The 15,401-nt window shown below is 69.2% G+C and carries 16 protein-coding genes and 1 pseudogene; 12 read left to right on the top strand and 5 right to left on the bottom strand.

The window, feature by feature from the left end:
* The first annotated feature begins 18 nt into the window (after positions 1-18).
* The 6 genes from ACLJRL_RS09120 (at position 19) to ACLJRL_RS09095 (ending at position 4,156) form a co-directional block, all read left to right on the top strand.
* Positions 19-477 carry a roadblock/LC7 domain-containing protein gene (locus tag ACLJRL_RS09120; protein WP_410656157.1) on the top strand — a complete coding sequence of 153 codons (459 nt, stop codon included), beginning with the start codon at positions 19-21 and terminating at the stop codon, positions 475-477.
* 25 nt (positions 478-502) lie between these two features.
* A complete protein-coding gene (locus ACLJRL_RS09115) occupies positions 503-1,285 on the top strand; it encodes a DUF742 domain-containing protein (RefSeq protein ID WP_410655636.1) in 783 nt (260 codons plus the stop codon).
* Complete coding sequence (locus ACLJRL_RS09110) at positions 1,266-1,874, top strand: GTP-binding protein (protein ID WP_410655635.1); 609 nt, start codon at positions 1,266-1,268, stop codon at positions 1,872-1,874. Before ACLJRL_RS09115 ends, ACLJRL_RS09110 begins: the two co-directional genes overlap by 20 nt.
* 417 nt (positions 1,875-2,291) lie before the next feature.
* Positions 2,292-2,714: a roadblock/LC7 domain-containing protein gene (locus ACLJRL_RS09105; RefSeq protein WP_410655634.1), complete on the top strand. Its 423-nt coding sequence runs from the start codon at positions 2,292-2,294 to the stop codon at positions 2,712-2,714.
* Positions 2,715-2,720: 6 nt separating this feature from the next.
* Complete coding sequence (locus ACLJRL_RS09100) at positions 2,721-3,383, top strand: DUF742 domain-containing protein (protein WP_410655633.1); 663 nt, start codon at positions 2,721-2,723, stop codon at positions 3,381-3,383.
* A 440-nt stretch (positions 3,384-3,823) separates the two neighbouring features.
* Positions 3,824-4,156, top strand: a complete 333-nt coding sequence (locus tag ACLJRL_RS09095) for a hypothetical protein (RefSeq protein WP_410655632.1) — start codon at positions 3,824-3,826, stop codon at positions 4,154-4,156.
* A gap of 52 nt (positions 4,157-4,208) precedes the next feature.
* Here ACLJRL_RS09095 and ACLJRL_RS09090 read toward each other — a convergent pair whose 3' ends face one another.
* Positions 4,209-6,452 (bottom strand): helicase-associated domain-containing protein, encoded by a 2,244-nt coding sequence (locus tag ACLJRL_RS09090; protein ID WP_410655631.1) that lies wholly within the window; start codon positions 6,450-6,452, stop codon positions 4,209-4,211.
* 92 nt (positions 6,453-6,544) lie between these two features.
* Between ACLJRL_RS09090 and ACLJRL_RS09085 the strand changes: the two genes are divergently transcribed.
* From ACLJRL_RS09085 to ACLJRL_RS09065, 5 genes and pseudogenes are all read left to right on the top strand, one after another.
* Positions 6,545-6,727 carry a hypothetical protein gene (locus tag ACLJRL_RS09085; RefSeq protein ID WP_410655630.1) on the top strand — a complete coding sequence of 61 codons (183 nt, stop codon included), beginning with the start codon at positions 6,545-6,547 and terminating at the stop codon, positions 6,725-6,727.
* A gap of 99 nt (positions 6,728-6,826) precedes the next feature.
* A complete protein-coding gene (locus tag ACLJRL_RS09080; protein WP_410655629.1) occupies positions 6,827-8,215 on the top strand; it encodes an NAD-dependent malic enzyme in 1,389 nt (462 codons plus the stop codon).
* 139 nt (positions 8,216-8,354) lie between these two features.
* Complete coding sequence (locus ACLJRL_RS09075; protein ID WP_410655628.1) at positions 8,355-9,893, top strand: alpha/beta hydrolase; 1,539 nt, start codon at positions 8,355-8,357, stop codon at positions 9,891-9,893.
* Between the two features lie 17 nt (positions 9,894-9,910).
* Positions 9,911-10,381: a cyclic pyranopterin monophosphate synthase MoaC gene (moaC, locus tag ACLJRL_RS09070; RefSeq protein ID WP_410655627.1), complete on the top strand. Its 471-nt coding sequence runs from the start codon at positions 9,911-9,913 to the stop codon at positions 10,379-10,381.
* Positions 10,378-11,294 (top strand): annotated as a pseudogene (locus tag ACLJRL_RS09065) (molybdenum cofactor biosynthesis protein MoaE). The gene moaC and the pseudogene ACLJRL_RS09065 overlap by 4 nt, the downstream one beginning before the upstream one ends.
* Before the next feature lie 129 nt (positions 11,295-11,423).
* Here the strand turns inward: ACLJRL_RS09065 and ACLJRL_RS09060 are convergent.
* The 4 genes from ACLJRL_RS09060 to moaA all read right to left on the bottom strand — a co-directional run bounded on the left by ACLJRL_RS09060 (position 11,424) and on the right by moaA (position 14,751).
* A complete protein-coding gene (locus tag ACLJRL_RS09060; protein ID WP_410655626.1) occupies positions 11,424-12,062 on the bottom strand; it encodes a transglycosylase family protein in 639 nt (212 codons plus the stop codon).
* 454 nt (positions 12,063-12,516) lie between these two features.
* On the bottom strand, positions 12,517-13,362 hold the full coding sequence (locus ACLJRL_RS09055) for a phosphatidylinositol-specific phospholipase C/glycerophosphodiester phosphodiesterase family protein (protein ID WP_410655625.1): 846 nt from the start codon (positions 13,360-13,362) through the stop codon (positions 12,517-12,519).
* 125 nt (positions 13,363-13,487) lie between these two features.
* A complete protein-coding gene (locus tag ACLJRL_RS09050) occupies positions 13,488-13,742 on the bottom strand; it encodes a MoaD/ThiS family protein (RefSeq protein ID WP_410655624.1) in 255 nt (84 codons plus the stop codon).
* A gap of 1 nt (position 13,743) precedes the next feature.
* Positions 13,744-14,751: a GTP 3',8-cyclase MoaA gene (gene moaA, locus ACLJRL_RS09045; protein ID WP_410655623.1), complete on the bottom strand. Its 1,008-nt coding sequence runs from the start codon at positions 14,749-14,751 to the stop codon at positions 13,744-13,746.
* Between the two features lie 146 nt (positions 14,752-14,897).
* Between moaA and ACLJRL_RS09040 the strand changes: the two genes are divergently transcribed.
* A complete protein-coding gene (locus ACLJRL_RS09040; RefSeq protein ID WP_410655622.1) occupies positions 14,898-15,371 on the top strand; it encodes a MarR family winged helix-turn-helix transcriptional regulator in 474 nt (157 codons plus the stop codon).
* The last annotated feature ends 30 nt before the right edge of the window (positions 15,372-15,401 follow it).

The raw sequence follows: 15,401 nt of genomic DNA, 5'->3' as shown, positions 1-15,401 counted from the left end.
GTGACACGGGCGGGTGCAATGCAGCCGGGGGGCCAAGCGCAGCCTGGCGGCCAGGCGCAGGGTAAAGGACACACGAGCAGCTTTGCCTGGCTGATCACGGATTTCGTGCACCGGGTCCCGGGCGCTGCGCATGCCGTGGTGGTCTCGGCGGACGGTTTGCTGCTGGCCTCCTCGAAGGGGCTTCCCAAGGACAGGGCCGACCAGCTCGCCGCGGTCTCGTCGGGGCTCACGAGCCTCGCGCGCGGTGCGGCCAAGGTGTTCGAAGGTGGCACGGTCGCGCAGACGGTGGTCGAGATGGCCAACGGCTTCCTCTTCCTCATGTCGGTTTCGGACGGTTCCTGTCTGGCGGTCCTCGGCTCGCCGGAGAGTGACATCGGCCTGGTCGTCTACGAGATGACCTTGCTGGTGGAACGCGTGGGGCAACAGCTGACACCGGAGATGCGCGCGCAACTGCAGGGCGCGTCGGTCCGCCGCTGAGCGACCGGGAACCGAGGAGAATGCCGTGGACGACGGGCGCTTAAGGGGCGATGGCCGGCTCGGTGACGACTTCTCCGGTGGGTGGTCGGAACGCGACGACGGCCGGGAGGACTGGACGTCGTTCCGTGACCGGGTCGACCGCGAATGGCGATCACGCAGGGCAGAGGGGACGGACAACGACCCCGTGTCCGCGGACGAGGCCGCCCGCTGGCTGACCGATTCGAACGCCGGACAGGGACCCTCCGATTTCAGCGTCTCGGATTACCGGGAACGGCTGCTGGGCGGACCTGGGGCGGAACTGTTCGGTGGTGGCAGCGGCCCGCTGTACGACTCGGGCGAATTCGCCAAGTTCTCCTTCGACAAGGAGGAGGAGCGCAGGGCGGCCGCGGCCGCCGACCCGCTCGCGGCCGCGCTGCCGCAGCAGGCGCAGAACGAATTCGTCGATGAGCCGTACACCGACGACGTCGAATCATCCGGCCTGGTCCGGCCGTATTTCCGCACGCGGGGACGGACCAAGCCGACGTACGACCTGGCCATCGAGGCGTTGATCTCGACCAGTGAACAGGGACGCGTGCTCGACCGGGTGCGTGTTCCCGAACACCGGTCGATCTGCGACCTTTGCCTGGACACCCGGTCCGTAGCCGAAGTCGCGGCGCTGCTGCGCCTGCCGCTCGGCGTGGTCCGGGTGCTGATCGGAGACGTGGCCGGCCTCGGCCTGGTCCTGGTGCACACCGCCAGCCAGACCGTGGGAGACCGGCCGAGTATCGAGTTCATGGAGAGGGTGCTCAGTGGGCTTCGGAGAATTTGACTCCGACGCGAATGCGCCGCAGGTGACCGGACCGACTTCGTCGGCCAAGATCGTGGTCGCTGGCGGATTCGGCTCGGGGAAGACCACGCTGGTCGGGGCGGTTTCGGAGATCGATCCGCTGACCACCGAGGCCATGATGACCGAGGCGAGCGTGTCGGTCGACGACAATTCGGCGACCCCGAACAAGTCGACGACGACCGTGGCCATGGACTTCGGGCGTATTTCGCTGGATTCGGATCTGGTGCTGTACGTGTTCGGTACGCCGGGCCAGCACCGGTTCTGGTTCATGTGGGACGACCTCGCCGTCGGCGCCATCGGTGCCGTCGTGCTGGTCGACACGCGGCGGCTCGCCGACGCGTTCCCGTCGATCGACTTCTTCGAGAACCGGAAGCTGCCCTACGTCGTCGCGATCAACTGCTTCGACCGGCTGCTGCACCACCAGATCGAAGACGTCCGGCACGCGCTGACGATCTCACCGTCCGTGCCGATCATGGCGTGCGACGCGCGTGAGCGTGATTCGGCCAAGCAGGTCTTGATCTCGGTCGTGCAGCACGCCATCGCACACGATTCGGCGTTGCGGGCGGGATAGGCAGGACGAAAGCCCGGAGCGGATGCGGCCGTTGGAGTGAACTCGGCAGGCTTCACCCGCTTCGGGGAGTGGCGCCACCGGCTCGGCTGAACCTGGGGAGATCCCCTTCGGCCGCACCGGTGCCGGCAGCCCCCGATCGGGTCGTCGGCAGGCCCATGACCTGCGTGGACACCGTTTCACGCACGGTCGTCCGCCGCCACCACGGAGTGACCCACGAATGCGTGGTTCGCGATGGGTCGACGCGGTGAGCGGCTGGACGCCTACGTTCGGTGAACACCCTCGGCCGGGTGGCGGGCTCGACACGATCGACGGGGCGAATACGCTGGGTGGAGGCGTCTTTCGGCTCGTGGGCGAGGGACGTCCGGACCACGACGTCCACAGTGGGCGCGCGGTTCTTGACGCAGCGAGGAGGGACTAGTGACGGCATCCGGGCAGCAACAGAGCTCGTTCGGCTGGCTCATCACGGATTTCGCGCGCCGGGTTCCCGGCGCCGCGCATGCCGTGCTGGTCTCCGCGGACGGTCTGCTCCTCGCGCCGTCCGAAGGGCTGCCCCAAGAACGCGCCGAGCAGCTGTCGGCGGTCGCCTCCGGCTTGATCAGCCTGACCGCCGGAGCGGCGCGCTGCTTCGACGCGGGCGGGGTCAACCAGACGGTCGTCGAGATGGAACGCGGGTACCTCTTCCTCATGTCGGTCACCGACGGCTCCTCGCTGGCCGTACTGGCCGCGCCGACGTGTGACATCGGCACGGTGGCCTACGAGATGACCCTGCTCGTGGAGCGCGTCGGCCAGCAGATCACCCCCGAGCTGCGCGCGCAGCTGCAGGGCGGCGTACGTGGGTAGTCGCCGATGAAGATCACCGGATTCACCGAGCCGGATCCGTCCGGCTGGGACTCCCTCCACGAGGGCAACGACCGGGAGAGCTTCGATTCCCCGAGCCGGTTCGAGCTGAGCTCGATCAGCACGATCATGCCGCGCCGTCCGGTCGCGCCGCCCGAGCCTCCGCCGCCGCCCCCGATGTCTCAGCCGTCTCCGTTGGCGACGTCCCCGCTCGCGACCTCTTCCCCGGCGACCTCGCCGATCCGGCAGCCGAGCGTGCGTCCCGCCTCCGCCGGCAACGGTGCCGCCGGTTCCGGCCCAGGGAACGCCCCCGCTTCGGTCTACCTGCCTTTTTCGGGCTCCCGGGTCCGGCCCTACACCCGCACCGGCGGGCGCACCCGCACCGCGCACGACCTGGCGCTGGAGGCGCTGGTTTCGACCAGCGACGACGGCCGCCGGTACCGCGGCGTGCGGACCATCGAGCACCGGCAGATCTGCGACATCTGCCTGGACACCCGGTCGATCGCCGAGATCGCCGCGCATCTGCGACTGCCGCTCGGTGTCGTGAAGGTGATCGTCGGCGACATGGCGGACGCCGGCCTGGTGCTGATCCACCAGACGGAACTGATCCTGGGTGACTCGTCCTCGCGCGCGTTCATGGAGCGGGTCCTTCAAGGCCTTCGCGACCTCTGACTTCCCGCGTTTCGTCCTCTGGTTGCGGTACTTGCACGCGCAAGGATTTGCCCACGCGCAAGCCTCGCGCGCTTTGACTACTTTAAGGTGACTGGCCGGTACTTTCGGTAATGGTTTGTGCGGATTCTCGATAGACCCGTCGTTGCACGTGAACGGAATCTCAGCGTGACGCCGGTCCTCCTGATCTGCGTTAACCTGGTCGAGGAGTAGCCGGTGGGGTACTGGAGAAAGCATCCTAGGAAAGATCTGGAAGCTGTTCTGGATCATTTCCATCGGGCAGGATGGAGGATCTTGGATCCGCCGACCTACTACACCGTCCGGTGCCCATGCGGGCTGCATCAGCGTTGGATCCACCTGACGCCGAGTGGTGCGAACTACGGGAAGAACGCGTTGTCCTGGCTGTTGCGTCAACCTTGCTACGAGATCGAAAGGGGTTCCTGATGAGTGTCACGGTCCATGCGCACTGGGTCTTCATCGCCGACGGTGCCGATGATCTCTTCGGCTACGGCGACAAGGTGATGCACGCTCTCCTCGATCAGGAACGGTGCGTCGCCGGATTCACCGACAGTGCGGTCTCCGCCGACGCCGCGCGTGCGGTCATGGAGATCGAGGCCGACATCATCGGTGTCGACCTGTCCCACGCCATCGCGGAAGGTCATGCCGCGATTCGGGCTGCCCTGCATTCGGTCGGGATCGGAACGCCTGATTGGCCGACCCATGGCGAGGCCATGTCGATGGTGTTGAAGGACCTCCGCACCGAGCAACTGGCCTAGCTCTCGCTTGGATGCCACCGCGTGCAAGTACCGCAACCAGAGGACGAACGCGTCAGTCTTCGACCAGGGCCGCGGAAGTGATCCGGTGCAGCGGGTACCGCTCGTGGTCGTGCCCCTCCAGCACCCCGCCACCGACCCGCATCGGCCGCACCACGCGCTGGCTCGCCGTCCCGCGTGAGTCGACGAAGCCGATCCACACCTCGCGACGGTCCATGGTCGCCTGGGACAGCAACGCCAGCGTCGCGGACGTGTCCCCGGCGCCGACGCCCTGGGGCGCCCGCACGGTCTCGCCGCGGCGTCGCGCCGAAGCGGCGTCACCGGCCCGGACGTGCGCGACGATCTTGCCGACCTGATCGTCTGTCAGCCCGGCAGGTTCCCCAGGCGCCCTTCGCGGGCCACGCGACTTCGCGGGCAGACGACGTCCAGACGGCCTGATGTCCATGACGCGCCCGTCGGGCCCTTCGGCGGCAGGAGCGAACCCGGCGGCGCGGAGCCCGTCGAGGACCTCGGCGAGCGGGTACGAGCTGATGAGGACGGTCGGCGCGATCATGCGCAGGCCGTACTCCGCCGCGACCTGGTTTCCCAGGACCTCCGCCAGCAGCGACGCGTCGTCGCAGCGCAGGAACGACTCCGCGGCGCCACCGCGCAGCCGTCCGTGCCGTCGGGCGACGTCGTCGATCAGGTAGGTGAGCGATTGCGGCACCGGCGTCGCCGACCGCGTCGTGAACAGATGGTGCAGTTCGCCCGCGGTCCGCCCGGTGTCGAGCGCGCGCCGCACGGACGTCTCGGTGATCCGGTACACGGTCGCGTGGCCGGACGATTCGATGTCGGCGACGGCGGTCATGTCGGCCGCGAGTTCGGCCTCCAGCGGTCCGGGGGCGACCACCGTCAGATCGGCCTGGACGAGCACGTGGTCCACCGGGCGCGGCAGCGCTTCGAGCATCGACGCGACAGCGCCGGGCCGGTCTTCGTCCAGCAGCGCCCTCGTCGACGTCGTGAGCCCGCCGAGCGCGACCAGGCCCAGCGCGGACGCCTCGGCCATCGTCCAGCGCACGGTCTCGTCCCTCAGCCGCCCGCCCCGTCGTGGCGCGCGCCAGGCGAGCGCGGCGACGAGTTCGTCGACGCTCTTCACTCCGGCGCCCTCGGGCAGATCGGCCAGCGCGAGAAGGATCCGCCGCCGCGAGACCGGCGCCAGCGGGCGGCGCAGGTCCTCGGAAAGCGTCGCGATCGGCTTGTCCTTCGCGTCCCGTCCGCCGGCGAGACCGGCCAGCCGGGGCAGTTCGAGCCAGGCCTGCGCGATGGTCATCCAGCGTTGCGCGGTCGGCGACGCGAGCCACGAATCCGTGAGCGTCGTCGGCACCCATTCCGGCGTGGTCGCTTCACTGTCGGCGACCAGCCCGGCGCCGACGGCCATCTCGGCCAGCAGGGTCACCCGCGTTTCGCCGACGTCGAGATCCTTGGCGAGCTTCTTCAGTTCGCGCACTCCGAGCCCGCCGGACTTCAGCACCGGAGGCGGCATCTGCGACCACGCGCGGAGCATGGTTTCGGTCTGGCGCAAGAACTCCATCGCCTCGCCCGCGGCCGCCTTGTCCACTGTGGACTGCTGGTGCGGGTGGACCGGGAGCTTCGGTTCGCTCAGCGACGCCGGGTCGAACACCGACCCGCCGCGCAGAGCGATCCCGAGTTCTCGCGGCAGTTCGACGGTCTGATCGTCCCGGCGCAGCAGCAGGCCGCGGGCGAGCAGCCGCTGGACCGGGGTCTGCGCCCGCTCCAGCGAGACGTCGGCCGCGGCGTCCCGGGTGCGGCCGATCGGCGGCCCGGCGGCCAGTGTCGCCAGCAGCGCGCGCTCGTCCTCGCCGACCTCGGCGAGAGCGGCGGTGATGTCCACTCCGGCGAGCTCGGACGACGACGCCCCCAGCCCGGCGGGGAAGGGGCCGAGCGCGTCACGGGCCGACGGCGGGACGCGCAGCGCGTCGTCCTCACCCCAGACCAGTGCCCTGGCGCGCAGCCGCGCGAGGGTGGGGCCGACCTTGGTGCCGGTCAGTCGCGCGACCTCGGCCGCGGTGACCGGCCCGGTGTCCGCACCGGCCAGCAGCAGGGCGTCGAGCACGGCGAGCGTGAAGGTGTCGAGGTCTTCGCAGGCGCGCGCCACGGAGCCCGGCGTGCCGGCTCGGGTGGCGAGCACGATGGTGTCGGACGGTGGTGGCGTGGACAGGTCGCGACGTGTGCGAAGCAGTGCGGCGAGTTCGTCGTCGGACTCCTGGCGCAGCCAGTCCGCCAGGGAGGGCTCGGGCATAGACGACCAGGATACCGGGCGGGTGATTGCGCGGCAGTCGCGTTCGGGCAGACTGTGCGTCGAGACAGCTTGAACATGCTCGGGAGGACGTTGTGGCGAAGGGCGAGAACAAGAAGCGCGCGGGTATCGACCCGACCTGGCCCGGTGAAGACGGGGAGCACCCCGTCACCGAGCTCGCTTCCGACCGGCAGGGCGCGCTGTCCCCGTTCGGTGACCTGACCTTCCCGCTCGAAGCGGTGCCGTACGTGCACCCCGAGACGAAGATCAACAAGTAGCGAGTTACTCGCCAGTCACCCCCTGCGAGGCTTCGTGGCGGTCGTCACGGGAGTAGGTTTTCGATCGACCTATTCGAGCGTCTCAGCGGGGGTAGTGCCATGCCGGTTCCCGGTCCCGGATATTCGATCACCGTCCGGGTGGAGGCCCCCGCGTCGTCCACCGCGGCGGGTGATCTGACCACGGCCGTCGGCCGGGTCGGCGGAGTGCTGACCGCGTTCGACGTCGTCGAGTCGCACCCCGAATCGATCGTCGTCGACATCAGCGCCAACGCCCTGTCGGAGAACCACGCGCAGGACATCACGCAGACCCTGGACTCGCTCCCGGGCGTGCGTGTCCGCGCGATCTCCGACCGGACGTTCCTGATCCACCTCGGCGGCAAGATCGAGGTCACCCCCAAGGTCGCGCTCCGCAACCGTGATGACCTCTCCCGCGCGTACACCCCCGGTGTCGCCCGCGTCTGCCAGGCGATCGCCGCGAACCCCGAGGACGCGCGCCGCCTGACCATCAAGCGGAACACCGTCGCCGTCGTCACCGACGGTTCGGCCGTGCTGGGCCTCGGCAACATCGGCCCGGCCGCCGCGCTGCCGGTGATGGAGGGCAAGGCGGCGCTGTTCAAGAAGTTCGCCGACGTCGACGCCTGGCCGGTGTGCCTGGACACCCAGGACACCGAAGAGATCATCAAGATCGTCAAGGCGATCGCCCCGGTGTACGCCGGCATCAACCTTGAGGACATCGCCGCGCCGCGCTGCTTCGAGATCGAGGCGCGGCTGCGTGAGCTGCTCGACATCCCGGTGTTCCACGACGACCAGCACGGCACCGCGATCGTCGTGGTCGCCGCACTGCGCAACGCCCTGCGCGTGGTCGGCAAGAACATCGAGGACTGCAAGATCGTGGTCAGCGGGGTCGGCGCGGCCGGTTCGGCGATCATCCGCCTGCTGCTGCGCAAGGGCCCGGGCGACATCGTGGCCGCCGACATCGACGGCATCGTGCACTCCGCGCGCGGCAACCTCGACGACAACCTGACCTGGATCGCCGAGCACACCAACAAGGAGCAGCAGGCGGGCACGCTGCACGAGGCGCTCGTCGATGCCGACGTGTTCATCGGGGTCTCCGCGCCGAACCTGTTCGGCGCCGAGCAGGTCGCGACCATGAAGTCCGACGCCGTCGTGTTCGCGCTCGCCAACCCGGACCCCGAGATCGACCCGATGGAGGCGCAGAAGCACGCCGCCGTGGTCGCCACCGGCCGGAGCGACTTCCCGAACCAGATCAACAACGTGCTCGCGTTCCCCGGCGTGTTCCGCGGCCTGCTCGACGCGCACGCGCACCAGATCGACGACTCCATGCTGCTCGCCGCCGCCGACGCCATCGCCGACGTCGTGGACAACGGCAAGCTCAACGCGTCGTTCATCGTGCCGAGCGTGTTCGACAGCGCTGTCGCCCCGGCCGTCGCGGACGCGGTGAAGAAGGTCGCCAAGGCGGCGCGGTAGCAAAGGTCCCTTGCTCCATTCGGGACCGGCGTCACCACTGAGAGCTAGACCGATACCGGACCTCAGGGTGACGACCGCACGCCCTGCCCGCTCATAGGCTCGATTCCGACCAGGAAGTCGATCATGACGGGGGTTGGGAATGAAGCGCTCTGTCCTGAGCAGAATCGGGACACTCACGGCCGCGGCGGTCACTTTGGCGGTACTCGTACCCGCCACTGCGTCCGCCGCGTCCTCGTCTCTGGACTGGGAACCGTGTCCGGACGTGGCCACCCTGCAGTGCGCCACCTTGAAGGTCCCGCTCGACTATCGGAACCCGGGCGGGCCGACCATCGACATCGCCGTTTCGAAGCTCGCCAGCACCAAGCCGGCGAAGCGGCGCGGGATCATGCTGACGAACCCCGGCGGCCCCGGCGGGCCGGGGCTGACCATGCCGGACGCCCTGCGCGCCTCCGGTGTGCCGGCGAGTGTGCTCGACGCGTACGACATCATCGGATTCGACCCGCGGGGGATCGGCGGCAGTACGCCGGTCACCTGCGATCTCAAGCCCGAGCAACTGGTCAGCAACGTCCCGCCGTACGCGCGTGACGCGGCGGCGGTGGCGGAGCGGGCGACGCACGTGGCCGGCGTCGCGAAGCAGTGCGGCGAGTCGAAGACCGCGGGGAACCTGCCGTACATCACCACGGCCAACACCGCCCGGGACATGGACCGCATCCGGGAGGCTCTCGGCGAGAAGAAGCTTTCCTACTACGGCGTCTCGTACGGCAGCTACCTCGGCGCTGTGTACTCGACGATGTTCCCGCAGCAGACCGATCGCGTCGTGCTCGACAGCGTGACCGGTCCGGGCGGGCTCGACCCGGCGACCTCGCGTCGGCTGGCGGAGGGGTTCCAGGACCGCTTCCCGGACTTCGCGAAGTGGGCGGCCGCACGGCATGCCGGCTACGGGCTGGGCCGCACGCCGCAGCAGGTGACGGCGAAGTTCTTCGAACTCGCCGCCAAGCTCGACAGCGGCACGGTTCCCGGCGTGGACGGTGCGGCGTTCCGGATGGGCACGTTCGGTGCGCTGTACTCGACCAGTTCCTTCCCGGTACTGGCGCAGCAGTGGCAGGCGCTCGACACCGAAGGCGTCGTGAAGCAGACCGAGCAGGCGGCGCAGATCGACGTCGGCAATCTGCTGTCCGGCCAGCTGCACGTGGTCTGCAACGACGCGAACTGGCCCGAGAACGTCGGGACCTACCAGCGCAACGTCGAGAAGGACCGGGTCAGGTACCCGATGTTCGGCGCGGCCGGGGCCAACATCTGGGCGTGCGCGTTCTGGCCGTCCGAGCCGATCGAGCCGCCGGTGCGGATCGGCGACCGTGGCCCGTCGAACATCCTGCTGGTGCAGAACCTGCGTGACCCGGCCACGCCGCTCAGTGGTGCCAAGGAGATGCGGCGCGCGCTGGGCGACCGCACGCGGATGGTGTCGGTCGACGACGGCGGGCACGGGGTCTGGCTGACTTCGGAGAACGCTTGCGGCAACAACGCCGTCAACCGGTTCTTCGTGGAAGGCAAGCGCCCCGCGCACGACACGGCCTGCGCCGCGGACAAGGGCGGGCTCTTCAGCTCGATGACACCGGAACAGCGGCAGGAACGGGAGAAGGCGCTCGCCGAGGTTCGGTCGCGGCAGCGGATCTTCTGAGGACTAGCCTGCTGGGCGTGAGTGAACTCAGCCACGTCGACCATACGGGTGCTGCCCGTATGGTCGACGTTTCCGGCAAAACGCCCACCGCCCGCACCGCGCTGGCGGGCGGCACCGTGCACACCACGGCCGAGGTGCTCGGCCTCCTCGCGACGAACGGGCTGGCCAAGGGCGACGCCCTCGCGACCGCCCGGATCGCGGGCATCATGGGCGCGAAGAAGGTCCCCGACCTCATCCCGCTCTGCCACCAGATCGCGTTGTCCGGCGTGAAGGTCGAGTTCGCTCTCGACGAGGCCGCCGTGCACATCACCGCGACCGCGAAGACGAACGACCGGACCGGCGTCGAGATGGAAGCGCTGACCGCTGTCGCCGTCGCCGGGCTGACCCTGCACGACATGATCAAGGCCGTCGATCCGGCGGCGACGCTGGACGACGTCCGCCTGATCCGCAAGGACGGCGGCAAGACCGGGACCTGGGAGCGGCCGTGAGCCGCGCCGCCCGGGTGATCGTGGCGTCGAACCGCGCCGCGAAGGGCGTCTACGAGGACAAGACCGGCCCGGTCATCACGGCCTGGCTCGTTTCGCGTGGCTGGGACGTGCCGGACCCCGTGGTCGTCGAAGACGGGGACCCGGTGGGCGCCGCGCTGCGGGACGCCGTCGCGGCCGGGGTCCAGGTGATCGTGACGACCGGCGGCACCGGTATCTCGCCGACCGACCGCACCCCGGACGTCACCCGCGCGATCCTCGACTACGAACTCCCCGGCGTCGCGGACGCGATCCGCGCCGCCGGACTGCCCGCCGTGCCCACCGCCGTGCTCTCGCGCGGGGTCGCCGGCGTGGCCGGGCGGACCCTGGTGGTGAACCTGCCCGGGTCACGCGGCGGCGTGAAGGACGGCCTGGGCGTACTGGACGGGATCCTCGACCACGCCGTCGACCAGCTGGCAGGCGGCGACCACCTACGGGAGGCACAGCAGTGAGCGTTCGGGTCGCACGGATCGCGGTGGTCGACGAACCGCTCTCGGTCGAGGAACACGCACGACTGGTGGACGACGCGGCCGCGGGCGCCGTCGTCACCTTCGGCGGGGTCGTGCGCGACCACGACGGCGGGCGGTCGGTGGAACGGCTCGCCTACGAGGGACACCCCAGCGCTTCGGAGGTGCTCGCGGAGGTCGTCGCGGACCTCTCGGGGAACTGGACCGGCGTCCGGGCGGTCGCCGTCAGTCACCGGCTGGGCGCGCTGGCCATCGGCGACGTCGCGCTGGCCTGCGCCGTGGCGGCCGAGCACCGGGGGCAGGCCTTCGCGGCGTGCTCGGAACTGGTGGACGAGGTCAAGGCCCGGCTGCCGGTGTGGAAGCACCAGCACTTCAGCGATGGCAGCGACGAGTGGGTCAACTCGCCCTGAGCTTCCTGAAGGCCCCGTGGACGCAACAGAGCCCCACCGCCGGGGGAATAGGCGCGGTGGGGCTCTGTCAGTCGCGACGTGGCCGTGCGGGGATCCCGCAGGCATCACGACTTACTGGTGCTCAAGAGCTCACTTGGTGGCGAGCTTCTGGCCGACGACGATGAAGTCGGCGTTGGACACGAAGTCCTTGTTCAGCTCCTGCAGCTTCTGGTAGCCGCCCTGGACGTTGAACTTGGTGGCGATCGCGGACAGCGTGTCACCCTTGACGACGGTGTAGTCGCCGGTCGGGTGCGAGTTCGCGACGTTGGCGGCGGCCGGGGCCGGGGCCTGCTGCTTGGTGACCGGAGCGGTCGACTTCTTCGGGGTCACCTTCTTGGTGGCCTTCGGCGCGGAGGACTTGGCCTTCGCGGGGCCGGCCGAGGAGCCGGCCTTCTTGCCACAGTGCGGCCACGCGCCGATGCCCTGACCCTGCAGGACGCGCTCGGCGACAGCGATCTGCTGCTCGCGCGAAGCGTTGGCGGCGCTACCGGTGCCGCCGTAGGCACGCCAGGTGCTCTGCGAGAACTGCAGGCCACCGTAGTAGCCGTTACCGGTGTTGGTGCTCCAGTTGCCGCTGCTCTCGCACTGCGCGATGGCGTCCCAGTTGGTCGCCGACGCGGGGGTCGCGGCGATCGCGAGGGGAGCGCCGACCGCGACACCCGCAATGGCGACGCGGGCGATGTGGCGGGTAGCGGCGGACATCTTGCGGTGCTTGCCTCGGTAAGACATGTGAGTAAATCTCGCTCCCTGCGCCTACGAGCCTGAGCTGAGGGCGGGCCCGTGGGCCTGGCTGACCTTCGCAGGCCGGCTGACTTCGCCAGACGCACGACGCGTCGGCTCGGTCCCCTCGTCCCTGTCCGGAAATGCTTTCGCTCGGGGTTGGGTCCGGGAATCCGTTGGACAGGGCTCGGCGCTACGGGTTCCCGGTCATGCGTGGTCGGTCGGGGCCAACCGAAAAGCGACGGTACGTAACGAACGGCCTGATCGGAAATTATTCGAGCTGTGACCTACATCACAGTAACAGCGCACAACCTCTAACGATTCGGCTGTTTATGCAGGTCAGCGGGCCGTTATCTGACCGTTTCCTGGCCGAGATAATTCACGGATCGTGAGGCTTGGATCACGTGGATTAAGGGGTGACTGGCCCATTCGTGCGCCTTCGCGCGCTATTGGGCCGGGCACTTTAGCGAGCCCTCAAGAAGTCCGCCAGCCCTGGCAGGTCATCTGTATTCAGGTGGTCGACCCCGGCGGCGACCAGCTCTTTCCATAACGCTTCACGTGCAGGTCCAGCGGTATCCGGCGTCGCCCAGAAACGCACTCGCTGGCCCGCTGCGTGTGCCCGATTGACTACTTCGTGTAGTTTCGCGCGCTCGGTGGCGGGGAACGGGCCGACGCCGGTCCACGTGAACAACTCGCTCCAGGAGTCCGAGACCAGCGGGGCGATCTTGGGATCCGAGCCGATGTTCAGGTCGTTCTCGTCCCGGATCCGGCCGTCGTAGAAGGCGAGCCGGAACTTCTGCCCGAGCATCACGTCCTTGGGCCGCCCACCGGAGATCACCGCTGTTACTGCCCGCTTCTTCACGTGCCCAAACGCATACAAAGAGAAGAGGAAGGAGTAGCGCGGGTTGTAGAGCCGCTTCTCCAGCGCCGCGTACGTGCTGTTCGCTTCGCCCTTGACGTCGATCAACAGCTGAAACTCGGCTCGCTGCCGGTAAACGCCGCCGTGGTTGGCCAGGACGCGTTTGCGCAGCGGTTCCAGGTAGAGCGACTCCAGGGTGCGGTCCGGCCGCGTGTCCGCCAGGTCGTGCGCGACCAGCAACCGCCCGTCCACGAGATAGACGTCGGCCTCGACGCTGGTGAAGCCCTGATCGAGGGCGTCCTGCAGTGGGCGCGCGTGCTCGTAGTCGTTGTGGCTGTGCGCCTGCGGGAGCGGCCGGACGCGCTCGTGGGCGGACGCCGGGGCGGTCGCCAGGCTCGTGGCGGCGACGGCGGCGAGCAGCGCGGCGAAGACACGGCGGAAGGTGATCACTGGCGCATCCTCGGCTGCTTCGGCGTCCGGCCGGTGAATTCCGGACGGATAGCAGGTCAAAGGCCCCGGAACGACTCGCGGGGGAGCAAGGGACCTTTGCTATCGTTTCCCCGCGTTTCCGCAGGTCAGCCGCCCGCGAACGGAGGCAGGACGTCGAGTTCGGCGGCGTCGGTCAGCGGCCGGGTGAGATCGCGCACGGCGACGCCGTCCAGCAGGAACGACACCGCTTCGAGCAGCTTCGGCAGCTTCTCCGGGTGGAGTTCACGCAGGCGGGTGACGGCGTCGGCGACGCGGGCGCCGTCCGGCAGCGTCACCTTCTCTTCGTCGAGGCCCGTCGCCGCGCGCGCCGACGCGAAGTACCGCACCACGATGGTCACCATGTCAGCCGCCGATCGCGCTCATGGGCCGGATCGGCTGCGCGAAGCCGGCCTCGTTGATCTCGTGCCCGGCGAGCTTGCCCCACATCGTCGCGCGCCAGGCGTCCGCCACCTCTTCTTCGCGCGCGCCCGCGCGCACGAGGGCGCGTAGGTCGGTCTCGTCGTTGCTGAACAGGCAGGAGCGCACCGCGCCGTCCGCGGTCAGCCGGGTCCGCTCGCAGGCGCCGCAGAACGGCCGCGTCACCGACGCGATCACGCCGACGTCGCCCGGCCCGCCGTCGACCAGCCAGCGTTCGGCGGGCGCGCCACCGCGTGCGGCGGGGAACGGCGACAGCGTGAACTCCTCGCCGAGCATGCCGAGGATCTGCTCGGCGGTGATCATGTCGCGGCGGCTCCAGCCGTGCTGCGCGTCGAGCGGCATCTGCTCGATGAACCGCAGGTGGTAGCCCTCGTCGAGGCAGAACCGCAGCAGCGGCACGGCCTGGTCCTCGTTGAGCCCGCGCATGAGCACCGCGTTGACCTTCACCGGGTTCAGCCCGGCCTCCCGCGCCGCGGCCATGCCGGCGAGCACGTGGGACAGCCTGTCGCGGCGGGTGATCGTCTCGAACAGCGCGCGGTCGACGGTGTCCAGCGAGACGTTGATGCGGTCCAGGCCGGCGGAGGCGAGCGCCTTCGCGCGTTTCGCGAGCCCGATCCCGTTGGTGGTCATGGAAAGCCGCGGCCGCGGTTCGAGCGACGCGATCCGCTCGACGACGTTCTCCAGTCCCTGGCGCAGCAGCGGTTCGCCGCCGGTGAGCCGGATGTCGGTGACGCCGAGCCGTTCGACGGCGATCCGGAGCAGGAACACGAGTTCGTCGTCGGTCAGCACGTCCGCGCTCGGCATCCATTCCAGGCCCTCGGCGGGCATGCAATAGGTGCAGCGCAGATTGCACTTGTCGGTGAGCGACACCCGCAGATCGGTCGCGACGCGGCCGAAGGTGTCGATCAGGGCGGGGTTGTCCGGCCTGGGCACGCTTGACGGACCTCGTGTACCGGGGACACGGGGAAACCCGAGATCGACTGCTGTCATTGCCACCAGAGTAGCCCTGCGGCGAGCAGAACCGGCATTCTAAAATGCGCTGCCCGCCGAATCGTCGCTTTTCCCGAAGGGTTTTCCGGATGGTGAAATATCCGCTCTCGGCGGAGGAATTGGCCCGGTTCGCCCACCTCGGCCGCGAAGGCAGCACGCTGACCGTCCTCCGGCACGCCAGGATCGCCGAGCGGATGGGCCTCTCCGCCACCGACCACAAGGCACTCGAACTCATCGGCCAGACGCCGGGACCGTTGACAGCGGGCAGGATCGCGGAACTGACCGGGTTGTCGACGGGCGCTGTGACCGGCGTCATGGACAGGCTGGAGAAGGCGGGCCTCGCCCGCCGCGTCCGGGACACCGTGGACCGGCGGAAGGTGCTGATCGAGGTCGTCCCGGGCGCCCTGGAGCGCTACGCGCCGCTCTTCGAATCCGCGTACACGAACATGAAGAACGTGCTCGAACAGTTCTCCCCGGGCGAGCGGAAAGTCCTCGAACGTTTCCAGGCGACGTTGCTGGATGGCCTCCGCGACGAACTGCTCGGCAATTCCTCGCGTCCGTAGCTTTTCCGCATCTGCGGAAGTAGCCTTCCC

The organism is Amycolatopsis sp. lyj-112 (genome assembly GCF_046549055.1).
Lineage (GTDB): Bacteria > Actinomycetota > Actinomycetes > Mycobacteriales > Pseudonocardiaceae > Amycolatopsis.
This window is presented reverse-complemented; position numbering and strand designations above follow the sequence as displayed.

Coding starts and splice junctions, on each gene's coding strand:
- ACLJRL_RS09090 (WP_410655631.1), bottom strand. CDS start 6,452: ATGCCCGAGCCCTCCCTGGCGGACTGGCTGCGCCAGGAGTCCGACGAC.
- ACLJRL_RS09120 (WP_410656157.1), top strand. CDS start 19: ATGCAGCCGGGGGGCCAAGCGCAGCCTGGCGGCCAGGCGCAGGGTAAA.
- ACLJRL_RS09075 (WP_410655628.1), top strand. CDS start 8,355: ATGAAGCGCTCTGTCCTGAGCAGAATCGGGACACTCACGGCCGCGGCG.
- ACLJRL_RS09095 (WP_410655632.1), top strand. CDS start 3,824: ATGAGTGTCACGGTCCATGCGCACTGGGTCTTCATCGCCGACGGTGCC.
- ACLJRL_RS09100 (WP_410655633.1), top strand. CDS start 2,721: ATGAAGATCACCGGATTCACCGAGCCGGATCCGTCCGGCTGGGACTCC.
- ACLJRL_RS09060 (WP_410655626.1), bottom strand. CDS start 12,062: ATGTCTTACCGAGGCAAGCACCGCAAGATGTCCGCCGCTACCCGCCAC.
- ACLJRL_RS09080 (WP_410655629.1), top strand. CDS start 6,827: ATGCCGGTTCCCGGTCCCGGATATTCGATCACCGTCCGGGTGGAGGCC.
- ACLJRL_RS09050 (WP_410655624.1), bottom strand. CDS start 13,742: ATGGTGACCATCGTGGTGCGGTACTTCGCGTCGGCGCGCGCGGCGACG.
- ACLJRL_RS09040 (WP_410655622.1), top strand. CDS start 14,898: ATGGTGAAATATCCGCTCTCGGCGGAGGAATTGGCCCGGTTCGCCCAC.